Source organism: Tamlana sp. s12 (genome assembly GCF_016767215.1).
GTDB lineage: Bacteria > Bacteroidota > Bacteroidia > Flavobacteriales > Flavobacteriaceae > Pseudotamlana > Pseudotamlana agarivorans.
This window is the reverse complement of the sequence record NZ_CP068547.1, coordinates 813,975-839,072: the sequence shown is the minus strand read 5'-3', so window position 1 is coordinate 839,072 and position 25,098 is coordinate 813,975. Positions and strand designations below refer to the sequence as shown.

The following is a 25,098-nucleotide window of genomic DNA, read 5'->3' as shown; positions in this document are numbered from 1 at the left end:
TTTTTTATGCTTAAGCATCTAAATTTTACAACTCAAAACCTGTATGCTTTTGTTACTTCCCATACGATTAACATAGATTGATAAACCGTACATTAGGTGAAAGTTCAAAAGTTTTAATTACTTTAGGGCCTGTAAAACCATGACTCAAACCGCGTATTTAATATGAAGCGATTTATAATTCTTTTTCTTATTACATTATACTTACCTGTTAAATCCTTAGCGCAAACTCAAGACTCCATAGCATTTCCCTATGTTTTACCTATTTGGGGTGATAAAGTTGCCGAACGTGGCATGGCTGACCAGCTTCAGCTCCCTTTTGGATTAAATATAAATTACGTGAACACTTTCATGGATTTAGAGATTACTGAATTTGGATTATCGATTGCTGGTCATGACCTCACAAACATTGTAAACGTTGAAACCTTAAATTTCAAACAAGTAAGCGCTACAACTAATGGTTTAAATTTTAGAGCTGATGCTTGGATATTACCTTTTCTAAATGTTTACGCACTAGTTTCAACTGTAACGGGCGGTACCGAGGTACAACTTCAACCAACTTGGAAAAATTCTGAAGGTGAAATCATCTTACAGCTTCCTGAATTCTCATCTCATGTAGATTTTGACGCCATGACTTATGGCCTGGGAAGTACCCTTGTATTTGGATGGAAGGGCTATTTTTCTAGTATCGATTTTAATTACTCAAGAACCAGTACGGCCTTGCTTGATAACCAAATAGGTTATGCGACCGTTTCTGGAAGATTCGGACATCGTTTCGGACTCTCAAAAAAGAATAAAGAATTTATGATAGCCCCTTATGTTGGTGTTATGTACAGAGACTTTGTTGGTGCTCGTGGTAGCACAGGAAAGATTAACTTCAACGAAGTTTTCCCAGATATAGATACCAAGTTTAACGAAACAGTGGATAGTAAAATTGCTAGCAATCAAGACATCATAGACGACCCTGGTACATCGGCTGCAGAAAAACTAAAACTACAAGCCCAAAATCAAGCCTTACAAACTATTGAAGACAAAGTAAATGACAGTGGTGTGTTTTCAACAGAAATTGATTATAACATTAAAAAAGAACTGGTTCAAACCGTTACTTTTCAAATGGGCTTTAACCTACAAGTTAATAAAAAGTGGATGCTTAGAGGCGAATACAGCCTTTCTGATGCACAGCGTTTTATTTTAACAGGAATTCAATACCGTTTCGGTGTTAAAAAGAAAGAATTCAGATAATTACCCTAGAAATTCCATGAGAAATAAAAAATAGAACTTAACTACTTTAAATCCCTCAACACAATGAAAACAAAGTCTTTTATCCTTTTTTTCTTTCTCATCACCTTTTTATCCTTTGCTCAGGACAAACCTAAAATGTCTTTCAAAGTTTTAAAAGATTCTATTGATGGCAAATTAGATGTTAGTAATTTATTGATTGACTACAACGGCTTTATCCCCGTACCACAAATTATTACAGAACCAGCTTTAGGCAATATTGGTCTATTGCTCACGCCTGTTTTCATCAAACCTAATAAATACAAAACAGAAGGCGAAAACATTCCACCCGATATTACCGCAGGCTTTATTGGGTATACTGCAAATAAAAGTTGGGGCATTGGCGGTATGCGTATCGCATCTTTACCCAAACTACATTTAAAATACCGTGTGGCTGCAGCCTACGGCAATGCCAACTTAGACTTTTATAGAACCCTTCCAATTGTAGGAGAACAAGCTTTTAGTTTTAATTTTAAATCGACCGTATTGTACGGTTCTGTACTACGCCAAATAGGAAAAACCGAACTGTATATGGGTTTAGAATACATGTATCTTAATAATAACATAGATCCTAATTTCAATTTTGAAAACCGACCAGATGATATTTTAGAAAAAGATTTAAAAAGTCAGCTAGGCAGTTTAGGCTTACAGGCCGAATTTGACAAACGTAATTCCATTTTCACTCCAGACACCGGGTGGCTTGCCAATATTGAGTATTTGGTAAATTCGTCTTGGACAGGAAGCGATTATGAGTTTCAAAATTTAAATATCTTCTTAACAAAATATTTTCAGTTTACCCCTAAATGGGTAAGTGGTTTCAGATATCAAAGTACCTTTCAATTTGGAGATGCGCCTTTTTATAGTAAACCTTCTATTCAAGCCCGTGGGGTTCCCATGGCCAGATATCAAGGTGATGAAACCTACATGCTAGAAACCGAACAACGTTACGACATCACACCTAGGTGGAGTGCCATAGGATTTGTTGGAGCATCCAAGGCACCTTCGGAACAAATATCCTTCAAAAATGCTGAAACCATTTACAACTATGGCACAGGATTTAGATATTTAATCGCCAGAAAATTTAAACTTAGAACGGGCGTGGACCTTGCTTGGTCAAATCATGATTTTGGCTGGTATATTGTTTTTGGATCGGCTTGGAATATTAGAAGTTAAACTTCTACAATTCTAATGGTTTCATTGCACCATATTTTAATAGCACTCTATCCAAAAATATTCAGAAACATCTGATATACAGAGGTTAAAGGCAGGAACTCAAATTTTATCATTATTTTAAAAATTTGTAATCATTGTATAAAAAACTTTATCTTTATGGAGATTTAGTTATTAATCCCTTGTTAGTTATAGCTAACTTAACCCAATTTTTTATGAAAAAAATTACAATTACATTAGCAACTGCAGCCCTCCTTTTAGTTGGATGTAAGGATGCCAACCATGATGCTGGGAAGACTGAGCAAACCACCGCATCAGATAACGATTTTAAAGGCAAGATCGCCTTAGATGTTCGTGATTCAAAGGCCGATTGGACGGCTTACACACCAAAATCGGCACCAGAAGGTGCACCTAACATCTTATTTATTTTATATGACGACACAGGCCTAGGAGCTTGGTCTCCATATGGTGGACGCATTAATATGCCAACCATGGACCGCCTAGCAGCCAATGGTTTAACATATACGCAATGGCATACTACAGCTTTGTGTTCACCAACGCGTTCTACCATTCTTACAGGAAGAAACCATCACCTAAACGGAATGGCTTCTATTACCGAAACTGCCGATGGTTACCCAGGATCAAACGGTCATATACCTGACGATTGTGCACCTTTTGCACAAATTATGCGCGATAATGGGTATAGCACCTTTTGGATTGGTAAAAACCATAATGTCCCTGAACAGGATATCGCTCCTGGAGCAAGCCGTGGTGAATGGCCTACTCAAATGGGCTTTGACCGTTTTTACGGATTCTTAGGAGGTGAAACTAACAACTGGTATCCAGACTTAGTAATGGACAACCATTTTATTGAAGCTCCTGAAACGCCAGAAGAAGGCTATCATTTATCTAAAGATTTAGCCAATCAAGCTATTACCATGTTACGTGATAAAAATGCAACCAACCCATCAAAACCATTTTATATGTGGTTTAACCCTGGAGCCAATCACGCACCACACCATTCACCTGCCGAATATACCGCTAAATACAAAGGTAAATTTGACGACGGTTATGAGGCATATCGTACATGGGTAGTTGGCCGTATGAAAGAAAAAGGCATCTTACCTGAAAACACAGGCATGGCAGACTTTAACCCTATGCCTGAAGATATGGCTAACCCAGGAGATTTTGTACGCCCATGGGACAAACTAAACGCGAACGAAAAGAAACTGTTTTCAAGAATGGCAGAAGTATATGCTGGATTCTCTGAGTATACCGATGCTCAAGTGGGACGCATCATTGATTATTTAGAAGAAACAGGTCAATTAGACAATACCATAGTCCTTTATGCTGCCGATAACGGTGCTTCAGGAGAAGGAAGTCCTAATGGTTCTGTAAACGAAAACAAATTCTTTAATGGCTATCCAGATGAGCTTGCTGAAAACATGAAATACATAGATGTTTTAGGAGGTCCAGATACCTATAACCATTTCCCTACCGGATGGGCTGCTGCGTTCTCAGCACCATTTAAAATGTTTAAGCGTTACTCGCAATATGCTGGAGGAACCAACGATCCACTAGTTATTCATTGGCCAAAAGGTATTAAAGCTAAAGGAGAAATTAGACATCAATATCATCACTCCGTAGATATTGTACCAACTTTATTAGAAGTATGTGGAATTACATTCCCTGAGGTTTACAATGGCGTAAAACAAACACCATTATCGGGTGTATCTATGGCTTACACTTTTGATGCCGCACCAGACGCAAAAACTAAAAAAGAAGTACAATATTATGCCATGTTAGGAACTAGAGGCATTTGGAAAGACGGATGGAAAGCAGCTGCCGTACACGCTCCTATTAGTGGTAAAGGTCATTTTGACAAAGATGTTTGGGAACTTTATAACGTTGCCGAAGATCGTTCTGAAACTTATAATCTTGCTGAAAAACACCCAGAAAAATTACAAGAACTTATAGACGAGTGGTTTAATCAAGCCAAAATTAACAAGGTATTACCTTTAGATGATAGAGGCCCTGCAGAATTATTAACCATAGAGCGACCAACACAAGAAAAAGCAAAAGACCGTTACATATACTACCCAAATACGGCTCCAGTACCAGAAGGTGTTGCTGTAAATGTTAGAGGACGTGATTATAAAATCCTAGCCAATGTAGAGATTACCGATTCTAATGCTAGTGGTGTACTTTTTGCTCACGGTTCGCGATTTGGCGGTCACTCTTTGTTCATTAAAGATAAAAAGCTATACTACGTCTATAACTTCTTAGGCATTAAGCCAGAGCAAGTTTTTGTTTCTAACAAAACCTTAAAGCCAGGAACATATACACTTGGTATGGAATTTAATAGAGAAAAAGCTGGAGAATATGGTGAGTCTATAGGAAACATGAAACTCTACATTAACGAAGACGTTGTTGCCGAAGGCCCAATGCGTACGCAACCAGCTAAATTCACCTTATCTGGTGATGGTTTATGTATAGGTTACGATAGTGGTGATAACGTAAGTAATCTTTATAAAGCTCCTGGCACGTTTAAAGGAGGAAAGATTCAAGGCGTTGGTGTGACTGTTGAAGGCGAACCTTATGTTAACTTAGAAGCTGAAGCACGACGTGCTATGATGGTGCAATAATTAAAATACATATTAAAGTACTAATAACTTTAAAAGCTGATTTTGATCTTTCAAAATCAGCTTTTTTTATTCCGTATTGAAAACTAAAACACTATAAAAACATTTAATTTCAAAATGACAGATTAAAAAATATTAATACCAATAATCTTCATATTGTTAATGTTTTATTTCAAAGTTCCTTAAATACTTTGTAAATTTAAAACTCTAAACCGATAATAATCAACAAATAAAAAGCTTTAATAAAAACCATTTTAATCAGACTTTACTTCATCAAACTTGAATAAGGAAACACAAAAAACATAATCTAAAACTGTAATACAAATTAACCAACTTGAAACAAATGAGAGATTATAAAAAACGCTTAGAAAAACCACGAAATAAAATTGTAAGTGGTATGATGTACTTATTACCCCTATTTGTACTATTTATAGTTATTGAAAAACTATGGTACAAAATAAAACACTTAGGTAAATTTGTTGCTCACAATTTACATTTAGATGCTTTCCTTGGTAAATATTCCATAACCTTAACCACAGGTATATTAATATTAATTATTTTTTACATTTTTGGCTACTTGGCAACCTTTCCAAGATTTATGAAGTTTTACAATTGGTTTGAAGCCATGTTATTGGACGTTATACCTGGCTACTCAAAGTATAAATCAGATTTAGAGAATAAAATAAGTCCGAAACCAGATACGCGTATTCCTGTATTAGTTAATACAACTTTAGGCAATAAACCGGGCCTTTTAGTTGATGAAAAAGAAACAAGTTCTGTGGTATTCTTTCCCAGCACAACAAATCATTTAGAAGGAGAAGTTGTCGTAGTAAACAATCAAATGGTTCAAAAAATTGATCTGGATGCGAAAACACTACTAGGCATCATGAAAAAACAAGGTAAAGGCCTGCCCATTACTTAAAAAGCTAATTTAACCCTTCAACTTGATGTCACGCCTTTTAACAGATGTAATCTATCAATCAATATTTTGTTATATATCAAAAAAATTAACACTTCTAGCAAGCTATTATTTAAACAATTGAGGTCGAACAATTAAATGTTATTAAAAGTGAGGCTTCAATACAGTAAAACTTCCAAAAATCACATAAAACGCAGTACCTTTGAGCTTTAATTCAAAAATAATGACAGCTAAAGCTCCTAAAGAATCCAGAACGATAATGACCGATTTGGTTTTACCCAGCGAAACGAACCCCTTAAACAACCTGTTTGGAGGCGAGTTATTGGCTAGAATGGATCGTGCTGCTGCTATTTCGGCAAGACGCCATAGTCGTAGAATTGTAGTAACGGCTTCGGTAAACCATGTCGCTTTTAATAGCGCTGTGCCTTTAGGTAGTGTAGTAACGGTAGAAGCTAAAGTTTCTAGAGCGTTTAGAACTTCTATGGAAGTTTTTATTGATGTATGGATTGAAGATCGTGAATCGGGTGCACGAACAAAAGCCAATGAAGCCATTTATACTTTTGTAGCTGTAGACGAAACCGGAAGACCAGTAGCTGTACCAGAAGTCGCTCCAGAAACCGGTCTGGAAAAAGAACGCTTTGCAGCGGCCTTACGCCGAAAACAACTTAGTTTACTTCTTGCTGGAAAAATAAAGCCTCAAGACGCTACGGAGCTCAAAGCTTTGTTTGAATAAAAACTAAAAGAATTTTAAAGTCTATTTTAGCGTGAAAGATAAGCATCTGGATGCTCTAGTCTAACGAGGTTTGGCATGTTTTCAAAAAGCTGCTTAGCAGTTTCTACAGGTATTTTTGTGTCGTATAGACTGAGCTCTTCAAGATTATTAAGCTTACTCAGACTTTCTGGAAACGCTGTAATAGGACATCCAGACAAAACAAGCTGTTTTAATTGACTTAGATTTTTAATTTCCTCTGGAATGGATGTAATGCCATCCGAACTTATAGCTAAATATTCCAATGTTTTTAATGAACAAATGTTTACCGGAAACGTGCTCAATTGGGTTTGTGATACATTTAAGGACGTTAAACTAGTTAGGCCTGAAACATCTTCTAAAAAATGTTTAATAGGATTTCTAAATAAATCCAATTCCTTTAAATGCGAAAAGGCACCTAATCCTTCTGGAAGGTTGGTTAATTGACCGTCATCTACTTTAAGTTGTTCTAAAAGATTTAACTTACCAATAGCGTCAGGAAGCTTTTTAATAGGGTTACCACCTAAACTCATTGTTTTTAGTTGAATTAAAGTACCCAATGCTTCTGGCAAACTTTCTAACTGATTGCCTCCTACATGTAATGTTTTTAAATGAGATAATGCGCCGATCCAATCAGGAATAACGGTTAATTTATTATTTTGAAGCGAAAGTATTTCTAAATTTAAGCAGGCTTTAATTTTAGGATTGAGCTCTTTTAAATGTTTAGAATCAAGGTTCAATTCCACAAAATCAAGGGGCGATTTTGTAATTTCTCTAATGGATGTACTGGATTTTGGCATGGGTTAAGGTTATTCTTTCTTATAAAAATACATAAAAGAATACAAATTATTTAAAACTTAATATACCATTCACATAGAACCTGCATCTTTATGTTGCTTTAGTAAATTTGGTAAATTCACCATGAATTCAAATAAGGCTCTTACACCCCCTATTAACAAGGTTCTTAAAGCTATAGTTAAAGGTGGTTTAACCACAGGATAAAAGGCTTGAGGCTCCACTTTATTAATGTTTTTTAAAACCTTTTTTAAAGCCTCTATATTCGTCCAATTAGCTCTAAACTTCACAATGCCATCGGTACCAATTACGTAAGTCATGTTGGGCATGCCTCCGTAAAGTAAATGGGCATGTCCATCTAATGAATCCACTAAAATTTCTCTAGTTTCTGGATAGAGTTCACAGGTTGCTTTTGCATGAATAAATTTATCATCCATACTTTTAATTGCTTTGGTTCTGCCACCAGGATGTGCTTCACGAACATAAAGCAGTAAAAAATGAAAATTGGGATATGCTGCTTGTAAGGCATTCATGTCCTTTTGGGTATTTGCATACATAGGACAGGTTATACTTCCTGTATCCAAAACGATGGGTTTATCCAAATAATCAGATAAAGAGACTACATTCCCTTCTAAAGTTGAAGCCTTAAAATCGATGAATTTTTCGCCTGCTTTTGGCCCTTTAAAATGTTTAAAATCGTAATCGGAGGGCTTAAAACTGTGATAATTGTAATCGGACATGGTTTTACTTATCTGTAAATGGGTTTATTAATTTAATCACCGAACATAAACAAACTAATCAAACATCGTCAAAACCCTCTAAAAACAAATCACATTTTATAAATCCAACTCGCTGGATTTTCGGTATCGCGACCTTTGGAAAGTATAAAACTTAAAATGGTTTCACCATTGCTTGGGTTGGTTGCCACCTCACCTATTTCTTGCTTGGTAACGACCTTTTCGCCTTTTTTAACGTAAACTTTCGACAAGTTTTTATAGATGGTTAGGTAATTACCATGACGGATCATCACGATAGGGTTTACGTGTTTCATCCTTAAAATCTCACTCACTTCACCATTAAAAACAGCACGAACTTTAGCCCCTTTAGAGGTCTCAATACGCACACCATTACTTTTTATCGTTAATGAATTATCAATAGGATGACGTTGTGTACCATAACCCAAACGTACCACACCACGTTCTACAGGCCAAGGCAATTTCCCACGATTGGCCATAAAATTAGAAGCTAATACCTTTTCTTCAGCTGTTAAAGCAAAACTTTTTGAACTCGTGGTTTTACCAGCTTTCGCATTCGATTTTGCAATGGCTTCCTTAATTAAACGGTCTATTTCTCGGTCAATTCTATCCGCCTCACGCTGCTTTTCTTTAATTTGAGACGCGTATAACGACAAGTTTTTCTTAATAGACTGCATCAAAACTTGATGATCTTTACGCTCTTTTTCTAATGATTTTTGGGTAATTCTATTTTCAGCAATTAAAGCCTTTTTCTCCTCTTGCTGTTTCAGCAACTTCATATTCGTTTCTTGAAGTTCGTTTGTTTTATCTTTTATCAGCTCGCCCTGCTTCTTCTGGTAATTCGAGTATTGCTCAATATATTGAATACGCTTATAAGCCTGTTTAAAGTCTTCCGAAGACAATAAAAACATGATACGGCTTTGCTGATTTTTACTTTTATAAGATTTCACTATCATAGCAGCGTAGTCTGCTTTAAGCTGCTTTAATTCGTCTCGTAATTCGGAAATATGTTTCTGATTGTTATTAATTTCTCTAGACAACAAATTGGCCTGCTGATTGGTGACTTTAATCAGGTTAGAAAGCACATTGATTTTATAATTGAAATCTTCAATTAACGATAGCTCCGATTTTTCCTTAGATTTATGCTCGATGCGCAATTCGTTAATTTTCTGAATTTCTCGGCGTAATTCTTGCCTACGCGATTCCAACTGTTTCTGCTTATTATTTTGAGCAAAACCAACAAGATTGCAAAGCAAAACAAGGCCTAGAAAAAGGGTTTTATATGTGGCAGGTAATCTTAGCATTTATAGCTCAATTTTTTTAAATCCTGAAGGTATTTTAAACGGAAATCTAAAATCTTCATTTAAAGTCACATTTTTAAATTCTAAGTCAATAATCGTTTCTTCATTAGCCTCGACAGCCATTACCTTAATGCGCTGCGGAAGATTTTGATTTTCAACCAACTGATAAGCTTCGTAATCGACCTGCAAATGACGAAATTCTGATGGTTGTGAAATTTGTTGTGAGGTCACTTTGAAGGTTTTCGGACTTAATAAAAAGAAAATCTCAAACAAAGCTTGCTGCTGTTTAGGTTGAACCACGTAAGCTCCATCGGCAACAGAAGCTGTATAATCATTGGTGGTTAAATCAAAAATCGTTTCTCCAAACAACAGATTTTGAACCTTCTGAAAATCAAAGTCAGTACCCAACAACTTACTGATATATTGATAATCACCATCAAAATACGTGTTATCTAATTTATTGTAAAAACTGAGTCTGTCGGGGGTAATCATAGCTCTAATCACCGAAAAAGGCGCATTGATCCAAATCACTTCATCTTTTTTAGCGCGTAATGTCACCGTATAGGTTTGTGATTTTCCTTGTTGGGTAAAGCCAATTCGAAGTTTGGACTGCAAGGTTTTAAACTGAGCCTCCTGATCGTTATTTACTTTTATTAATTGCTTCGTGGATAGTTTTAAGTTTTCTTCTCCCGGTTTTATAGATTTTACCGACTTGCAATTAAACAGTAATAAAAGCATGAAACTTAAACTGATATATACAGATTTACGCATTAATTTGAGGATTGAATTTGTTTGGCTTTATCACTATATATTTTCGCTTTGGCTGTATTGTTTAACATGGTGTAGGCTTTACTCATTTCTGAATAAAAATCGATTTCCATTTGAGAATCTTCTATAATAAAATCCAGCCCCATTTCTAATGACGACAAGGCTTTTTTAGGTTGATTTAAAGCATTTAAAGACACGCCATTTATCAAATAAAATAAGGGTTGTGCGGGGTATTTTTGTAAAGATTCCTCACTTTTTTCCTTAGCCAAATCATACTTTTTTAAATCGATATATAAAAGCATCACATGACGTAGGGTATTAAAATTATTAGGTTCTAAACGCAGTGCAGTTTCAAAATACGTTAAAGCCTTTTCTTTTTCATTTTTAGACAAATAATACTGTCCCAATTCCATAACCGTTTTACTGCTGTTTGAATCGCTAACCAAGGCAGTCGCTTCAATTAAATCGGGTTCATACTCCGGATTATTTTGCACAAAGGCCATAAAATCGGTAAGCACCTTCATTTTGGCATCGGGTTTAATTTCATTGCTCTGAACCACAATTTTCATCGACTCTACCGCCTTATCTGTTTCATTATCATCCAGATAAAATTTATATAAAGCCAAATGCACTAATTGCGAATTCGGATTTATTTTCAACAATTCCTTAGCCGTTTCAAAGGCCTTTTCTTTTTCGTTACTTTCACTGTATCGGAAAATTAAAGCCAAATAATTGGATTCCTTTTCAGGGTTATTTTCAACACGGGCTTCTAAATTTTCTATCTGATCCTTTTTTCTACCTGAAGCTTCATAAATACGATTTCGCATGATATCCCGACTCATCGAAATGCCAAATTCGGCATCCAATTCATCCAATATTTCTAAAGCATCATCATATTTTTCTGTTCGCGCATAAAGAGCAGCTAAATCTTCCTTATAATCGGGATGGTATTTAACCAGCTGTTTAACGGTTTTAATGGCTTTATCATGTTCGTTTTGCGCAGCGTAATAGCCGTACAACTCATCTAAATACCATTCATTATCAGGATCTTTATCGACGGCCTTTTTTAAAGCATCTTCGGCGGCACCAAAATTTTTAAGATGATTATAGCATTTACCCAATTCAAAGTAAATCACAGGAACCGATTTATCGATTTTAATACATTTTTCAAAAGCTTCAGCAGCCTTATCGTAGTTTTCAATGCCCTTTTGCTTTAGACCTTCAAAAAAGAGTTCTTGAAATTCATCTTCCTTATTACCTAAATCGTCATCTGGTTTTTTATTAAAATCTACTTGGGCATAGTTTACCTGCGGAAACCATAGCATTCCGAAAAGCAAACAAAGGATGTAGATTTTATTTTTCATTTTTTATGATGCTTCAATAAGTAAGGCAAAATTAGTTAGTTTCAATATATCTTTAAGCTATTTTTCAACATGTATTTTATCCATTAGTAAATCTTCCACAACTTCAAGTTTGTTACTAACTTCAATCTTGTCACATGCTAATCGCATGGAATCTCTATATTTATTCGCTTCAATTGGTAATTTTCCGCCTGAGTTTTCAAACACCGTTTTACTTGGCCATTGGGCATAGGCGATATAATGATTAGGTTTCTCCTTATGTAACCTTGATCCAAGGCTGCCTTCATATTTATAGATTAAATCGGTAAGTCCTTTCCAGGATTTAATAAAATCTTGATCTAGATTTTGTTTGACTTTAAACCTATAAATAACAATATACATATAGCGTAAATAATTAATTCCTTTTAAAGTGATGCGTCAATAAGCTCAGCAAGACTTTTGGGGTAAATTGATATTCACAACTCAGCACTATAAGATTCCTGCGTTCGCAGGAATTATTCTAGAACAGAATAATCACCAATACTAATGCTTGTAAATTCCCCGTTATATTTTACATGATTACCAATCATAGCCTCATCTAAAGTCGCGTTTTTAATACTTGTATGACTTTGTATTAAGCTGTTTTTAATAGTTGCGTTTTCAATAACACTATCGTTTCCAATAGATACAAACGGACCAACAGTAGCATCTTTAATAACAACATTTTCACCGATAAAACAAGGCTCTATGATATTAGCATTTTCTAATTTGGCTGAAGTAGCAACTAACTGTTCGTCACCATCAGCTTTTAAAAATCCTAACATACGCTGATTCGTTTCAACGGTAATGGCTTTATTTCCGCAGTCCATCCACTCATCAACGGTTCCTGTTTTAAAAATTTTCCCATCGGCCATCATACGTTTAATACCATCATTAATTTGGTATTCGCCTCCGTTCATAACGTTCTCATCTAGGATTTCTTGTAATTTATCTTTTAAAACAGCTACATCCTTAAAATAATAAATTCCTATAACCGCTTGATCGCTAACAAAAGTTTCTGGCTTTTCAACCAATTCAACGATTTCCTGATTGTCGTTTAATTTAACGACACCATAAGCTTCTGGATTATCTACTTGCTTAGTCCAAATCACACTATCGGCACTAGGATCTAAATCAAATTGCGCACGAATCAACGTATCGGCATAAGCAATAACGGCTGGCCCTGAAAGCGATGGTTTAGCACACATAATAGCGTGGCCCGTTCCTAAGGGTTTGTCCTGACGATAAATGGATGCTTTAGCTCCTAGACTTTTAGCTAAATCTTCTAAACTAGACACCACATCGTCACCAAACCAAGCTGGATCACCTAAAACAAAGGCAATTTCTTCTATGGGTTGTTTTAAAACTTTAGCGATGTCTTTTACCAACCGGTGAACAATAGGTTGTCCTGCAACTGGAATTAATGGTTTTGGTACGGTTAAACTGTGTGGTCTTAAACGAGATCCGCGTCCCGCCATTGGTACTATTATTTTCATACGAATGCCCGCGCAGGCGGGTATCTTTTTAATGTTAAACATATTCCTGCGCAGGCAGGAATCTTATTATATTAATATTCTTTTATCGTTACGACCTGAAAATCTACTTTTTAATTTTTAATAATCCGGCCTTCGCAGGTATTCACGATCTTAACGTATTATAATTTAAATTCCAGTTGACACTTATATCAGTCCAACTCGGATTCATATCTTCTATTAACTCTACTTTCCATTGCCGCTTCCATTTTTTGAATTGTCTTTCTCTTTTTTCGGCTTCAGCTCCATCTTCAAACTCTTCAAAATAAACCAATTTATCACAATTATACCTTGCTGTAAATGACTTTGGATATATTTTTAATTGATGTTCTTTTACGCGTTCTTCAATATTGTTTGTTACTCCAATATATAATACCCCGTTGGGTTTGTTCGTCATAATGTATACGTACCAAAATGGCATTTTCTAATAATATACGTTTCTATTAAATACTGCTCTTGCGAATTGACTATTTTTTTTAAATCATGAGATTCCTGCCTTCGCAGGAATTTATCACTTCACCCCGGTACTTCCAAAACCACCTTCACCACGATCGGTTTCGGTAAGTGCTTCTACAACTTCCCATTCGGCACGCTCGTGTTTCGCGATAACTAATTGTGCGATACGCTCGCCATTTTGAATGGTAAAATTTTCATGAGAAAGATTAACTAAAATCACCCCTATTTCACCTCGGTAATCGGCATCAATGGTTCCTGGCGCATTTAAAACGGTAACCCCTTTTTTAGCGGCTAAACCACTTCTTGGGCGCACTTGTGCTTCATAACCTACTGGTAATTCAATAAATAAGCCGGTTCCTACAATACTACGCTCTAGAGGTTTTAAAACTCTTGATTCTGATAAATTTGCTCGTAAATCCATCCCTGCGGAAGCCAAGGTTTCGTAGTTTGGCATCTCATGATTGGATTTGTTTATAATTTTAATCTTCATGCTTTCTTATTAAAAGTTGCTTGATTACTTTTTGTTCTGAATAATATACGACACCCAAAAATACAATTAACATTGAAACTCCGATCACATAATTACCTCTAAATTCATAGAACGATAATAGTGACAAAACGATGGAACTACCCATATATAAACCTATTTTTTTAAGATTATACGGTATGGGATAATATTTTCTTCCGAAGTAAAACGATAAAAACATCATAGAAGTATAGGCTGCTAATGTGGCTATTGCCGACCCGCGATAACCAATAATAGGAATGAGCCAAAAATTTAAAATTAAAGTCACTAAAGCTCCGAAAATGGAAATATAAGCTCCAAAACGGGTACGGTCTGTAATTTTGTACCACACCGAAAGGTTATGGTATATCCCTAAACAAAAGTTTGCAATGAGTATTAAGGGTACAATCCACATGGCTTCCCAGTAACCTTGGCCACGAACGATAATTACTTTTAAAAGGTCCACAAAAACAATAGCTCCTAAAAGAATGATAGAACCAAAAATGACAAAAAACTCTAAAATGAGCGCATAATTTTTTTGCGGATTTTTGGCTTTTGCATGACTAAAGAAAAAAGGCTCAATACCCAACCTATATGCCGTAGCAAATAAAGTCATAAACAAGGCTAATTTATAACATGCTGAATACAGTCCGATTTGAGTTTTTGCGATATCGGCTGGCAAAAGATGATTTAATAAAATACGATCGAAAGTTTCATTAATCGAAAAAGCAACACCGGCAATTAATACAGGGACGGCATATTTCATCATACTTTTCCATAAAGTAAGATCGAATTTATATTTTAACCGTACATAAAAAGGCAACATGATTAAAAGGGTGATGCCGCTTGCTATAACGTTAGCAATTAGAATATAGCTCACGCCAAAATTAGGGATGTATAAACTTTTAAATATAACACCTTTAGCAGCCAAGTTTTTTAAAGCCAATAAGAAGAATATATTCAATCCAATATTCACAATCACATTAAAAATCTTAATTAAAGCATAGCGGGTAGGCTGCTCGTTTGCTCTAAGCCAAGCGAATGGAATAATCACTAGGGCATCTAAAAGTAAAATCCAAAACACATAGGATACATAGCGCTCCTTGATCTCTATAAATTCGGCAATATAACCTTTGAATAGAAACGCTATAGCGAAAAATCCGAATGAAGAAAGTATGAGTGATATGGAAACGGTACTAGTAACGATAGACTTATCGAGGTCTTTATTAAAAAACCTAAAGAAAGCGGTTTCCATCCCATAAGCTAAAACCACATTAAAAAGTACGAAATATGAAAATATAACCGATACTTCACCATACTCGGCAACAGAAGATAGCACCCCCTTAGTGGTGTATAAAGGCACTAATAAAAAGCTGAGCATTCGAGGTAAAACCGTAGCTAAACCATAAATGAATGTTTGTTTGAATAAATTTTTGAGTCCTCCCAAACAGATTATATTTAGATGGCTAAAAGTACACAAATTAAATCAAAATCATCAATTCTGAGGAATTATGTAAGCGGAAAAAGTCATGATGGTAAATGGTTTTTCATCCTGCATACGTCATTTAAATACATTCATTAAAAAAGCGGTTTTTAAACCATATTAACGAATTTTCTTCCAACTGTTAGTTTTTGTCTAGTTGAGAAACCTCATTAAATCTATAATTATCCATTAATTTGACGGATTACTTAATTAAGTCTTAAAATTTTCACCAAAATTTTATCAATAAGGTAATATTAAACCTGTATAGGTTAGATTTTAGTCAGCTGCCTTTAAGGCTTTTAATTAATATCGTTTTTTAAAACATTTAGACATGCCCCAAATTCTAAAAATGAGAAAAACATTATGTTCTTCTTTATTCTTTTTTATAAGTATATTAAGTTTACATGCCCAACTAGGCTTCTGTGGAGGAAACTCTGGCGCTCCAATTTTTATTGAAGATTTCGGTACAGCACCATCATCTGCCACACAACACATTCCTTTACCCCCTCCTGGAACCACCAATTACACCTTTTTAGGTAACCCACCTACTCCGTTTGGTGATGGGAAATATACCGTTACTAATATGAACTATCAACAATTTAATTGGTTTAATACCGAAGACCATACAGCGGGGGACACCAATGGCCGCATGCTGCTCGTAAATGCAGATTTTGTAAAGGGTGAATTTTTTAATTTACGGGTAACTGGGCTTTGTGAGAATACCACCTACGAGTTTTCCTCATGGGTTCTTAACTTAACGCCACGTGATGACTTGCACGGAGGGAGCTATCCAAACCCTTGTAACGTTAGTTTTGAAATATGGGATAGTACAGAAACTACCATAATTAAATCAGGAGATACCGGGGACTTTTATGGAAGCTTATTGGGAGAACCTGGCAAATGGGAACAATATGGTCTCGTTTTCCAAACTCAAGCCGGACAAACCGAAGTGGTTTTAAAGATGGTAAACAACGGTATTGGAGGCTATGGAAACGATTTAGCTATTGATGATATCGTATTTAGAAGTTGCGGGGATTCTATTAGTATTACCGATGGAACAAGCGATCAAGTCGATGTATGCCCTGCTAATCTACCTTATAGCACCACCATTACAGCTGTTCCAGATCATACCGTTTTCAACACTCATTTCTATCAATGGGAAGAAAGTAATGATGGTACAAACTGGACAGATATCTCAGGCGCAACCTCTGAAGATTTAAATGTATCGGGTATAACTACCGCTATGTATTACCGCGCCAAAGTTGCAGAATACGCTAACAATTTAAACAATTCAAATTGTATTTCGTATTCTGACACCTTTCAAATAAACATACAAACCACAACACCGCCTACAGGATTAGAATGTTGGGAAACGGCCACACTTGACCCAGCAACATGTACATGGGTGATTACTGGAACGCAACCTGCACAGCCTACTAACCTAGAATGTTGGGAAACGACAACCTTTAATAAAACTACTTGTGCGTGGGAGGTTTCTGGAACACAGCCTGCTCAACCTACTAATTTAGAATGTTGGGAAACAGCTACTTTCAATAACACTACTTGTTCGTGGGATGTTTCTGGAACGCAACCTGCGCAACCTACTAACCTAGAATGTTGGGAAACGACAACCTTTAATAAAACTACTTGTGCGTGGGAGGTTTCTGGAACACAGCCTGCGCAACCCACTAACCTAGAATGCTGGGAAACGGCTACTTTCAATAACGCTACTTGTGCGTGGGAGGTTACAGGTATTCATCCTGCGCAACCTACTAATTTAGAATGTTGGGAAACAGCTACTTTCAATAATACAACATGTTCTTGGGACGTTTCTGGAACGCAACCTGCGCAACCTACTAATTTAGAATGTTGGGAAACGGCTACTTTCAATAACTCAACATGTGCGTGGGACGTTACTGGAACCAAACCAACGCAACCTTCTAATTTAGAATGTTGGGAAACGGCTACTTTCAATAACTCAACATGTGCGTGGGACGTTACTGGAACCAAACCAACGCAACCTTCTAACCTAGAATGTTGGGAAACGGCTACTTTCAATAACACGACTTGTGCATGGGAGGTTACTGGTACGCAACCTGCACAACCTAATAATTTAGAATGCTGGGAAACGGCTACTTTCAATAACTCAACATGTGCGTGGGATGTTACTGGTACGCAACCTGCACAACCTACTAATTTAGAATGTTGGGAAACGGCAACCTTTAATAATACTACTTGTGCATGGGAGGTTACTGGTACGCAACCTGCACAACCTACTAATCTAGAATGCTGGGAAACGGCTACTTTCAATAACACGACTTGTTCGTGGGATATAGAAAGCACTATCGTAACAGAAACTTATGACTTCGATTTATGTATTAACGAATCTGTTATTTTAACAACAAACAACAACGCAAGTGGTTCAAGCTTTTTATGGAGTACCGGTGAAACCACAGAAAGCATCACTGTAAATCAAGAAGGCCAATATAGCGTTGATATATCTGAAAGCGGATGCTTGTCTAGAAAAGCTACTTTTACAGTAAATAAAATCGATCCACCTGTAATTGATAAGGTGGAGTCGCAAAAAAGTGATATTGCTATTTACATGTCTAATTCAGGCAATTATTTATACTCCATAGACGGCGGACATAGTTATCAAAGCCAAAACATTTTTTACAACATGCCTTCTGGAGTTTATAATATTGTGGTTAAAAATGATACCTGCGATACCACTAGTTCATTTGAACATGTACACTTTGAAATTCCCAAATTTTTTACTCCTAACAACGATGGATATAATGACAATTTCGAATTAAAAAGTAGCACCAATATCCTTATTAATGAAGTCTCTATTTTTGATCGCTTTGGGAAACTCTTAAAGCACAGCAAAAGCGATTCATTTTCGTGGGATGGTACTTATAACGGAGAATTAATGCATTCTGATGATTACTGGTATGTTATCATCGTGAACAACACCACCTATACTGGGCATTTTAGTTTGAAACGCTAAGCAGATTTAAAAACAATTTTGAAACGCTTTAAAGATTCAATAATAGATAACTCGTAACACCAAAAACAAAAAAACCTCACAAAATGTGAGGTTTTTTAATATATATTTGAAACTAATGTTAGTTTCTAGAATTTAGTTATTTAAAGCTTCGGCACCACCAACAATCTCAAGGATCTCGTTAGTAATTGCTGCCTGACGTGCTTTGTTGTAAGTCAATTTAAGCTGATCTCTTAACTCGGTAGCATTGTCGGTTGCTTTATGCATAGCCGTCATACGAGCACCGTGCTCACTAGCAAATGAATCTCTAATACCTCCGTATAACTGAGTTTTTAAAGACTTTGGTATTAATTGCTCAATGATCTCTTCTTTTGAAGGTTCAAAAATGTAAAAAGTATCATTATCAACTTCGCCTTCAACAGGAACAATTGGCAAAAATTGTTCGGTAGTTACGATTTGAGTCGCGGCATTTTTAAACTTGTTATAAACGATTTCAATTCTATCAAACTCACCTTCAACAAATTTCTCCATTAAAGACTCTGCTATAACAGCTACATTTTCGAAAGTTAAATCGTCGTAAACATCACTTTCGTTAGCTATAACACGATTGGTTTTTTTGAAAGCGTCATTCGCCTTCTTTCCAACAGCAACATAAGATACTTCTTGGTTCGCATATTTTTCAGAAGTTAAAAGGTTAACCTCTTTAATAATATTTGAATTGAAAGCACCTGCTAAACCTCTGTTAGAAGTAATCGCTACAATAAGCACTTTTTTTAACTCACGTTGTTCAGAATATTTGCTTTCAGAATCAGCGTCTAAAGTCGCACTTAAACCTTGTAAAAGTTCAGTTAGCTTATCTGAATAAGGACGCATTCCAGTAATAGCATCTTGAGCCTTCTTTAACTTTGCAGCCGATACCATTTTCATGGCACTGGTAATTTGCATGGTTGAAGATACTGAAGATATTCTGTTACGTATTTCTTTTAAATTTGCCATTTGTCAAATTATGAATGATGAATTATGAATTATGAATTTTTTATATCCTATAGTGTTACCTGTAGGCTTAAAACTCATAATTCTGAATTCTAAATCCTGAATTACTTTTTATATTGTGCTGATAAATCTTTTGCTACAGCTGTTAAAGTATCTGTAACTTCATCAGTTAATTTTCCAGATTTTAAAGTTGCTAAAACACCACTGTGCTTAGAACGTAATAACTCTAAAAAGTTTCTTTCAAATTCTTTAACTTTTTCAACTGGCACATCTCTTAACAGGTTTTTAGAACCTGCGTAGATGATTGCAATTTGATCTTCTACAGTAAACGGATCGTTTTGTGCTTGTTTTAAGATTTCAACGTTACGTTTACCTTTTTCAATTACATTTAAAGTTACAGCATCTAAATCAGAACCAAATTTCGCGAAAGCTTCTAACTCACGGAATTGTGCTTGATCTAATTTTAAAGTACCTGATACTTTTTTCATTGATTTAATCTGAGCGTTACCACCAACACGAGATACCGAAATACCTACGTTAATCGCTGGACGTACACCAGAGTTAAATAAATCACCATCTAAGAAAATTTGTCCGTCGGTAATCGAAATTACGTTTGTTGGAATATAAGCTGATACGTCACCAGCTTGTGTTTCAATAATTGGTAAAGCTGTTAAAGATCCACCACCTTTCACGATAGGTTTTAAGGTATCTGGAAGATCGTTCATATCTTTAGCGATTTCATCGTTATTGATTACTTTAGCCGCACGCTCTAATAAACGAGAGTGTAAGTAGAAAACGTCACCTGGATACGCCTCACGTCCTGGTGGACGACGTAATAATAAAGATACCTCACGGTAAGCTACCGCTTGTTTAGATAAATCATCATAGATAATTAAAGCTGGACGACCAGTATCTCTAAAATACTCACCAATTGCAGCACCCGCCATTGGCGCGTAAACTTGCATTGGAGCAGGATCGGAAGCATTTGCCGCCACAATAGTTGTATAAGCAAGGGCTCCTTTTTCTTCTAAAACTTTAGCAATATTTGCAACTGTAGAAGCTTTTTGTCCTACAGCAACATAGATACAATAAACAGGCTCACCTGCATCGTAGAATTCTTTTTGATTTAAGATAGTATCGATACAAACTGTTGTTTTACCAGTTTGACGGTCACCAATAACTAACTCACGTTGTCCACGTCCTACAGGAATCATGGCATCGATAGATTTAATACCAGTTTGTAATGGCTCGGTAACAGGCTCACGATAAATAACACCAGGAGCTTTACGCTCTAAAGGCATTTCGTAAGTTTGACCAGAGATAGGACCTTTACCGTCAATTGGAGTACCTAAAGTATCAACAACACGACCAACAATACCTTCACCTACATTAATAGAAGCGATACGTCCTGTACGTTTTACAGTAGAACCTTCTTTAACACCTACAGATCCTCCTAATAATACAATACCAACGTTATCTTCTTCAAGGTTAAGTACGATACCTTCTAATCCGCCTTCGAATTCAACTAACTCACCATATTGTGCGTTAGACAATCCGTAAGCACGTACAATACCATCACCTACAGTTAATACAGTTCCTACTTCATCCAATGAAGCACCTGCCTCAAAGCCTGAAAGTTGTTTTTCTAAGATTGCTGATATTTCAGCTGGTTTTACTTCTGCCATCGTTATTTAGTATTAGACTTTAGATAGGTGATGTTGTCTACCACGTATCTAAAAACTTTTTAATTTAATGTAAATTCTCTTTTTAATTTGTTTAACTGATTTGCGATACTTGCGTTATACTGCAAATCACCTACACGTAAGATGAAACCACCAATAATGCTTTCATCGATAATATTTTTAATTTCAACATTTTTTCCAGAAAGCGCTTTAGCTTTTGCTAAAACTTGCTGTTCTAAATCTGCTGTTAAAGCTACTGCAGTAGTTACTGTAGCGTGTTCTATACCGTTTAATTCATCAAATAACTGGCTGTATTTTAAAGCCACTTGATCGAAAATATTGATTCGGTTATTTTTGATTAAAACATCGATTAAGCTTAATACATCTTTACTTGCTGTATTAAATACTTCTAATAAAACCGATTTTTTTACTGAAGACGGTACTACAGGACTTTGAAGCATGTCTCTTAAGTCTTTACTTTCTGCAATCGTATTAGTGATAAGCTTCATATCATTATTTACAACCTCGGCTGTACCTTGATTTGATGCCACATTTAATACTGCTTTAGCATATCGTATTGCTGCTCTTGCTCCTGCCATTATGCTATTAGTTTAATGATTTTTCAGACAGCATGGTTTCCACCAATTCTAATTGCTTGTCATTGCTAGATAATTCTTTACGCACCATTTTTTCAGCGATTTCTAAAGATAAATCGGCTACTTGCTTTTTAAGCTCTACCATAGCAGTTTTCTTTTCGCTTTCAATAGCAGCTTGCGCTTGCTCTATCATTTTGTTAGCTTGAGATTCAGCTTCACCTTTAGCGTCTTCAATCATTTTAGTTTTAATATCACGTGCATCTTTTAATAAAGTTTCACGCTCTACTCTGGCCTCTTGTAATAACTTTTCGTTATCGGCTTGAAGATTTTCTAATTCTAATTTTGCATTTTGAGCGGCATCTAAAGCATCTTTGATTCCGTCTTCTCTAGTTTGTAAAGAATCTAAAATAGGTTTCCAGGCAAACTTTCTCATTAATACAATTAAGATTAATAAGATGATGGCTTGCATAAAAAACAATCCTGGAGAAAAATCATTTAACAACTGATCCATGTGTAACTATATAATAAGTTTAACTTCTTTTTTTGTTTAATTTTAAAAACAGCTTCTGTAACCAACCGTTACAGAATGCTGCTTCTACTTTGTTTCTTGCAGGATTATTTACCTAAGATTAACGCACCAAATGCTAAACCTTCTAATAAAGCTCCAATAATGATCATTGCAGTTTGGATTTTTCCAGCTGCTTCTGGTTGACGAGCAATACCTTCCATTGCTTTTCCACCAATTTGACCTAAACCGATACCACCTCCGATAACGATTAAACCTGCTCCAATTAAATTGTACATACTAATTGATTTTTAAAATATTAATTAAACAAATTCTTATTAATGATGGTCATGTTCTTCAACAGCCATACCTATAAATAACGATGATAACATCGTAAAAATAAACGCTTGTAAAAAGGCCACTAAAATTTCAATGACCATAATAAATAATGATAATACCAACGACATTCCTGTAGAAGCTACAGGGCCAAAGGCTTGCTTCATCGTAATCATTAAAGCAATTAAGCTCATAACTACGAAGTGTCCTGCTGTAATGTTGGCAAATAAACGTACTAGAAGCGAGAATGGTTTAATTAATATAAAACCAACAAGCTCTATTACCGCTAATATCGGACGTAATATTACTGGTACTCCTGGCATCCATAAGGTGTGTGCCCAGAAATCTTTACTACCACTAAACATATATATAACTAAGGTAAAGATCGCTAAACATGCTGTTACAGCAATTTGACCTGTTACGTTAAATCCAAATGGCGTTAAGCCTAGTAAATTCAATATCCAGATAAAAAAGAATACGGTTAACAAAAAGGACATAAACTTTCTGTATTTCTTCTCACCAATATTCGGACGTGCAATTTCGTCACGCACATAAATTACCAACGGTTCTAAAGCTCTAGAAACACCAGTTGGTATAGGTCCTTTTTTGTATGCTCTAGCAAGAGACACAAACATTAGAAGCATTAACACCCCTGTTAACAACATCCCGAAGACACTTTTAGTAATAGAAAAATCTAAAACCTTATGTGCATTTTCAGCATGATGATGATCATCAAAAGCTACAGCTTCTGCCCCAGCTTCCAACTCGTATATTTTACTGTGAATTTTTGTTAATTTAACACCACCTTTTTCTACGATAACTTGACCGTTATCATCGTGATGAAATTCTGAAGACATAAAAGTTTTTAACCCTTCACTAGTCCAAACAATAACTGGCAACGGAAAACCAACGTGTTTTCCCGTTTCATTATTGGTATACAAATGAAAATCGTGTGAATCTTTTAAGTGATGCGCAATATAATCTTTAATTTCTTCTGGAGAATCTACTTTATCCCCCTGCTCATGATGTTGATTGCCATGCTCTTGAGTATTTGCAAAGCTCGAAACTGAAGTCATCAATAAAACTAAAATTGCAATAAACTTGGTAGTTTGTTTTACTAGCATCATATTTTTATAAACTAATGAAAAATTACGCTTTCTAAAATTTTGTGCAAATGTACATAATAATTTAAAAAGGCAAGGGGTTTTTTATAATTAGTATTTATAGTTATCTAGAATTAGCAACTTTAAGCTTTATTGTGCTTATTTTTGGTTATTTAACAATCGTGCAACACCAATGGCTTCGGCTATTAAAAAAAGGAATAACGGCACCACTAAAGCCAAGCGTTCTGGACGCGTTAAAGCCTCATTTTCGAATACCGAGTTTTTAAAAACAAACACAAAAATTCCGATTTTAAAAAGCATTAAAGCCAAGTAAGCATAACCTGCCTGATTAGGTAACGTATGCGACACACCCTCAATACACACATACACTATAAAAGCCGCTACGGCATGATATAGATACACCTCCCAAAGCTCAAAAGCCATCGGTTGGGTTATAAAGTAACTATGCACACTTAATGAAATCGCAAAAAGCAACAGTATACATAATGCAAAAACGAGAATTCTTTTAATCATTCTTATCGTTATTTGTGATATTAAGGACTTGCCTAATAACAGAAAACATTGCTAGAAAAACAGCTAGCAATGTTATGATTTTATAATACAATTGATTGGTGTTTCCTAATTTAGAATCGACCCAACCACCTAACAGACTACCTAAATATATGGTTAACCCCATTTGTAATGCTATGGAAGTAAACCTAACGTATTTATTAAGCTGATTTTTCGGCTTTTGATTTTTGTTGTCCATGTTGAGATGCTATTCCTGTGCCGTTCATAGAACACGTTACATTAAATGTAGCGCCTGGTTCGACAGCTAACTTTCCTGAAACCACTTCACCATCAATACGTGCTGAAGACTTTAGTGTTAATGTACCAGATAAGGTTAATTTCCCTGAGAAGCTCCCTTCAAAGTACGCATCGGTACCATCTAGAGTTCCTTTTATTAATCCTGATTTACCAACGACTACTTTTCCTGTCGTTTTTATATTACCTTCAATCGTACCATCGATTCTAAAATCACCTTCACTGGCTAAATCACCAACTATTTTTGTGCCTTGTGCTATTAAATTCTGACTTGATCCGCCTTCTGCCATGGTTTTTTCTTTTTTATTATCTGAAAACATAAT

At 35.7% G+C, this 25,098-nt stretch carries 25 protein-coding genes; 6 read left to right on the top strand and 19 right to left on the bottom strand.

Translation table 11 applies throughout. The annotated features are described in order from the left end of the window. Window positions 1–162 precede the first annotated feature (162 nt). From JJL45_RS03565 to JJL45_RS03545, 5 genes are all read left to right on the top strand, one after another. On the top strand, window positions 163–1,239 hold the full coding sequence (locus JJL45_RS03565) for a hypothetical protein (protein ID WP_068603270.1): 1,077 nt from the start codon (window positions 163–165) through the stop codon (window positions 1,237–1,239). Window positions 1,240–1,302: 63 nt separating this feature from the next. Continuing rightward, window positions 1,303–2,448: a BamA/TamA family outer membrane protein gene (locus JJL45_RS03560; protein WP_068603269.1), complete on the top strand. Its 1,146-nt coding sequence runs from the start codon at window positions 1,303–1,305 to the stop codon at window positions 2,446–2,448. Window positions 2,449–2,660: 212 nt separating this feature from the next. After that, the gene (locus tag JJL45_RS03555; RefSeq protein ID WP_082935942.1) at window positions 2,661–5,090 is read left to right on the top strand and encodes an arylsulfatase; all 2,430 of its coding nucleotides are present in this window, start codon (window positions 2,661–2,663) and stop codon (window positions 5,088–5,090) included. A 340-nt stretch (window positions 5,091–5,430) separates the two neighbouring features. Beyond that, a complete protein-coding gene (locus tag JJL45_RS03550) occupies window positions 5,431–6,009 on the top strand; it encodes a hypothetical protein (protein WP_068603267.1) in 579 nt (192 codons plus the stop codon). A 220-nt stretch (window positions 6,010–6,229) separates the two neighbouring features. After that, window positions 6,230–6,739 (top strand): acyl-CoA thioesterase, encoded by a 510-nt coding sequence (locus tag JJL45_RS03545; protein WP_068603266.1) that lies wholly within the window; start codon window positions 6,230–6,232, stop codon window positions 6,737–6,739. Window positions 6,740–6,765: 26 nt separating this feature from the next. Here JJL45_RS03545 and JJL45_RS03540 read toward each other — a convergent pair whose 3' ends face one another. The 10 genes from JJL45_RS03540 to JJL45_RS03495 form a co-directional block, all read right to left on the bottom strand. Beyond that, window positions 6,766–7,554 carry a leucine-rich repeat domain-containing protein gene (locus tag JJL45_RS03540; RefSeq protein WP_068603265.1) on the bottom strand — a complete coding sequence of 263 codons (789 nt, stop codon included), beginning with the start codon at window positions 7,552–7,554 and terminating at the stop codon, window positions 6,766–6,768. A gap of 69 nt (window positions 7,555–7,623) precedes the next feature. Continuing rightward, window positions 7,624–8,289 (bottom strand): peroxiredoxin family protein, encoded by a 666-nt coding sequence (locus JJL45_RS03535; RefSeq protein WP_068603263.1) that lies wholly within the window; start codon window positions 8,287–8,289, stop codon window positions 7,624–7,626. Window positions 8,290–8,378: 89 nt separating this feature from the next. Further along, window positions 8,379–9,608, bottom strand: coding sequence for a murein hydrolase activator EnvC family protein (locus JJL45_RS03530; protein WP_068603261.1), 1,230 nt, complete (start codon window positions 9,606–9,608; stop codon window positions 8,379–8,381). Then, complete coding sequence (locus JJL45_RS03525; RefSeq protein WP_068603259.1) at window positions 9,609–10,376, bottom strand: DUF4292 domain-containing protein; 768 nt, start codon at window positions 10,374–10,376, stop codon at window positions 9,609–9,611. Next, complete coding sequence (locus JJL45_RS03520) at window positions 10,376–11,737, bottom strand: tetratricopeptide repeat protein (RefSeq protein ID WP_068603256.1); 1,362 nt, start codon at window positions 11,735–11,737, stop codon at window positions 10,376–10,378. The genes JJL45_RS03525 and JJL45_RS03520 overlap by 1 nt, the downstream gene beginning before the upstream one ends. A 57-nt stretch (window positions 11,738–11,794) precedes the next feature. Then, the gene (locus JJL45_RS03515; protein ID WP_068603253.1) at window positions 11,795–12,115 is read right to left on the bottom strand and encodes an antibiotic biosynthesis monooxygenase family protein; all 321 of its coding nucleotides are present in this window, start codon (window positions 12,113–12,115) and stop codon (window positions 11,795–11,797) included. A gap of 113 nt (window positions 12,116–12,228) precedes the next feature. Further along, entirely contained in the window at window positions 12,229–13,248 is a 1,020-nt protein-coding gene (locus JJL45_RS03510) for a sugar phosphate nucleotidyltransferase (protein ID WP_068603248.1), read from the bottom strand. A 142-nt stretch (window positions 13,249–13,390) separates the two neighbouring features. Further along, window positions 13,391–13,705, bottom strand: a complete 315-nt coding sequence (locus JJL45_RS03505; protein ID WP_068603247.1) for a GIY-YIG nuclease family protein — start codon at window positions 13,703–13,705, stop codon at window positions 13,391–13,393. 90 nt (window positions 13,706–13,795) lie between these two features. Continuing rightward, complete coding sequence (dut, locus tag JJL45_RS03500) at window positions 13,796–14,230, bottom strand: dUTP diphosphatase (protein WP_068603246.1); 435 nt, start codon at window positions 14,228–14,230, stop codon at window positions 13,796–13,798. After that, complete coding sequence (locus tag JJL45_RS03495) at window positions 14,220–15,692, bottom strand: polysaccharide biosynthesis C-terminal domain-containing protein (protein WP_068603243.1); 1,473 nt, start codon at window positions 15,690–15,692, stop codon at window positions 14,220–14,222. Before JJL45_RS03495 ends, dut begins: the two co-directional genes overlap by 11 nt. 385 nt (window positions 15,693–16,077) lie before the next feature. Between JJL45_RS03495 and JJL45_RS03490 the strand changes: the two genes are divergently transcribed. Beyond that, the gene (locus JJL45_RS03490; RefSeq protein WP_202664249.1) at window positions 16,078–18,738 is read left to right on the top strand and encodes a T9SS type B sorting domain-containing protein; all 2,661 of its coding nucleotides are present in this window, start codon (window positions 16,078–16,080) and stop codon (window positions 18,736–18,738) included. A gap of 132 nt (window positions 18,739–18,870) precedes the next feature. Here JJL45_RS03490 and atpG read toward each other — a convergent pair whose 3' ends face one another. The 9 genes from atpG to JJL45_RS03445 form a co-directional block, all read right to left on the bottom strand. Then, window positions 18,871–19,731, bottom strand: coding sequence for an ATP synthase F1 subunit gamma (gene atpG / locus JJL45_RS03485; protein WP_068603239.1), 861 nt, complete (start codon window positions 19,729–19,731; stop codon window positions 18,871–18,873). Between the two features lie 101 nt (window positions 19,732–19,832). After that, window positions 19,833–21,413, bottom strand: a complete 1,581-nt coding sequence (gene atpA, locus JJL45_RS03480) for a F0F1 ATP synthase subunit alpha (RefSeq protein ID WP_067146705.1) — start codon at window positions 21,411–21,413, stop codon at window positions 19,833–19,835. A gap of 59 nt (window positions 21,414–21,472) precedes the next feature. Next, window positions 21,473–22,009, bottom strand: coding sequence for an ATP synthase F1 subunit delta (gene atpH / locus JJL45_RS03475; RefSeq protein ID WP_068603237.1), 537 nt, complete (start codon window positions 22,007–22,009; stop codon window positions 21,473–21,475). Window positions 22,010–22,016: 7 nt separating this feature from the next. Continuing rightward, on the bottom strand, window positions 22,017–22,517 hold the full coding sequence (locus JJL45_RS03470; protein ID WP_067146702.1) for a F0F1 ATP synthase subunit B: 501 nt from the start codon (window positions 22,515–22,517) through the stop codon (window positions 22,017–22,019). Between the two features lie 104 nt (window positions 22,518–22,621). Further along, window positions 22,622–22,810, bottom strand: coding sequence for an ATP synthase F0 subunit C (gene atpE, locus JJL45_RS03465; RefSeq protein ID WP_004569351.1), 189 nt, complete (start codon window positions 22,808–22,810; stop codon window positions 22,622–22,624). A 39-nt stretch (window positions 22,811–22,849) separates the two neighbouring features. Next, window positions 22,850–23,971, bottom strand: coding sequence for a F0F1 ATP synthase subunit A (atpB, locus tag JJL45_RS03460; protein ID WP_410529950.1), 1,122 nt, complete (start codon window positions 23,969–23,971; stop codon window positions 22,850–22,852). A 138-nt stretch (window positions 23,972–24,109) separates the two neighbouring features. Further along, window positions 24,110–24,484, bottom strand: a complete 375-nt coding sequence (locus tag JJL45_RS03455) for a DUF6168 family protein (RefSeq protein WP_082935931.1) — start codon at window positions 24,482–24,484, stop codon at window positions 24,110–24,112. Continuing rightward, window positions 24,477–24,719 (bottom strand): AtpZ/AtpI family protein, encoded by a 243-nt coding sequence (locus tag JJL45_RS03450; protein ID WP_067146698.1) that lies wholly within the window; start codon window positions 24,717–24,719, stop codon window positions 24,477–24,479. The genes JJL45_RS03455 and JJL45_RS03450 overlap by 8 nt, the downstream gene beginning before the upstream one ends. Then, window positions 24,682–25,095 (bottom strand): polymer-forming cytoskeletal protein, encoded by a 414-nt coding sequence (locus JJL45_RS03445; protein ID WP_068603235.1) that lies wholly within the window; start codon window positions 25,093–25,095, stop codon window positions 24,682–24,684. The genes JJL45_RS03450 and JJL45_RS03445 overlap by 38 nt, the downstream gene beginning before the upstream one ends. Window positions 25,096–25,098: the final 3 nt, after the last annotated feature.

Excerpts from the sequence above, each read along its gene's own strand:
- JJL45_RS03565 (WP_068603270.1), top strand. The coding sequence starts at position 163 with ATGAAGCGATTTATAATTCTTTTTCTTATTACATTATACTTACCTGTT.
- JJL45_RS03560 (WP_068603269.1), top strand. The coding sequence starts at position 1,303 with ATGAAAACAAAGTCTTTTATCCTTTTTTTCTTTCTCATCACCTTTTTA.
- JJL45_RS03555 (WP_082935942.1), top strand. The coding sequence starts at position 2,661 with ATGAAAAAAATTACAATTACATTAGCAACTGCAGCCCTCCTTTTAGTT.
- JJL45_RS03550 (WP_068603267.1), top strand. The coding sequence starts at position 5,431 with ATGAGAGATTATAAAAAACGCTTAGAAAAACCACGAAATAAAATTGTA.
- JJL45_RS03545 (WP_068603266.1), top strand. The coding sequence starts at position 6,230 with ATGACAGCTAAAGCTCCTAAAGAATCCAGAACGATAATGACCGATTTG.
- JJL45_RS03540 (WP_068603265.1), bottom strand. The coding sequence starts at position 7,554 with ATGCCAAAATCCAGTACATCCATTAGAGAAATTACAAAATCGCCCCTT.
- JJL45_RS03535 (WP_068603263.1), bottom strand. The coding sequence starts at position 8,289 with ATGTCCGATTACAATTATCACAGTTTTAAGCCCTCCGATTACGATTTT.
- JJL45_RS03530 (WP_068603261.1), bottom strand. The coding sequence starts at position 9,608 with ATGCTAAGATTACCTGCCACATATAAAACCCTTTTTCTAGGCCTTGTT.
- JJL45_RS03525 (WP_068603259.1), bottom strand. The coding sequence starts at position 10,376 with ATGCGTAAATCTGTATATATCAGTTTAAGTTTCATGCTTTTATTACTG.
- JJL45_RS03520 (WP_068603256.1), bottom strand. The coding sequence starts at position 11,737 with ATGAAAAATAAAATCTACATCCTTTGTTTGCTTTTCGGAATGCTATGG.
- JJL45_RS03515 (WP_068603253.1), bottom strand. The coding sequence starts at position 12,115 with ATGTATATTGTTATTTATAGGTTTAAAGTCAAACAAAATCTAGATCAA.
- JJL45_RS03510 (WP_068603248.1), bottom strand. The coding sequence starts at position 13,248 with ATGAAAATAATAGTACCAATGGCGGGACGCGGATCTCGTTTAAGACCA.
- JJL45_RS03505 (WP_068603247.1), bottom strand. The coding sequence starts at position 13,705 with ATGCCATTTTGGTACGTATACATTATGACGAACAAACCCAACGGGGTA.
- dut (WP_068603246.1), bottom strand. The coding sequence starts at position 14,230 with ATGAAGATTAAAATTATAAACAAATCCAATCATGAGATGCCAAACTAC.
- JJL45_RS03490 (WP_202664249.1), top strand. The coding sequence starts at position 16,078 with ATGAGAAAAACATTATGTTCTTCTTTATTCTTTTTTATAAGTATATTA.
- atpG (WP_068603239.1), bottom strand. The coding sequence starts at position 19,731 with ATGGCAAATTTAAAAGAAATACGTAACAGAATATCTTCAGTATCTTCA.
- atpA (WP_067146705.1), bottom strand. The coding sequence starts at position 21,413 with ATGGCAGAAGTAAAACCAGCTGAAATATCAGCAATCTTAGAAAAACAA.
- atpH (WP_068603237.1), bottom strand. The coding sequence starts at position 22,009 with ATGGCAGGAGCAAGAGCAGCAATACGATATGCTAAAGCAGTATTAAAT.
- JJL45_RS03470 (WP_067146702.1), bottom strand. The coding sequence starts at position 22,517 with ATGGATCAGTTGTTAAATGATTTTTCTCCAGGATTGTTTTTTATGCAA.
- atpE (WP_004569351.1), bottom strand. The coding sequence starts at position 22,810 with ATGTACAATTTAATTGGAGCAGGTTTAATCGTTATCGGAGGTGGTATC.
- atpB (WP_410529950.1), bottom strand. The coding sequence starts at position 23,971 with ATGCTAGTAAAACAAACTACCAAGTTTATTGCAATTTTAGTTTTATTG.
- JJL45_RS03455 (WP_082935931.1), bottom strand. The coding sequence starts at position 24,484 with ATGATTAAAAGAATTCTCGTTTTTGCATTATGTATACTGTTGCTTTTT.
- JJL45_RS03450 (WP_067146698.1), bottom strand. The coding sequence starts at position 24,719 with ATGGACAACAAAAATCAAAAGCCGAAAAATCAGCTTAATAAATACGTT.
- JJL45_RS03445 (WP_068603235.1), bottom strand. The coding sequence starts at position 25,095 with ATGTTTTCAGATAATAAAAAAGAAAAAACCATGGCAGAAGGCGGATCA.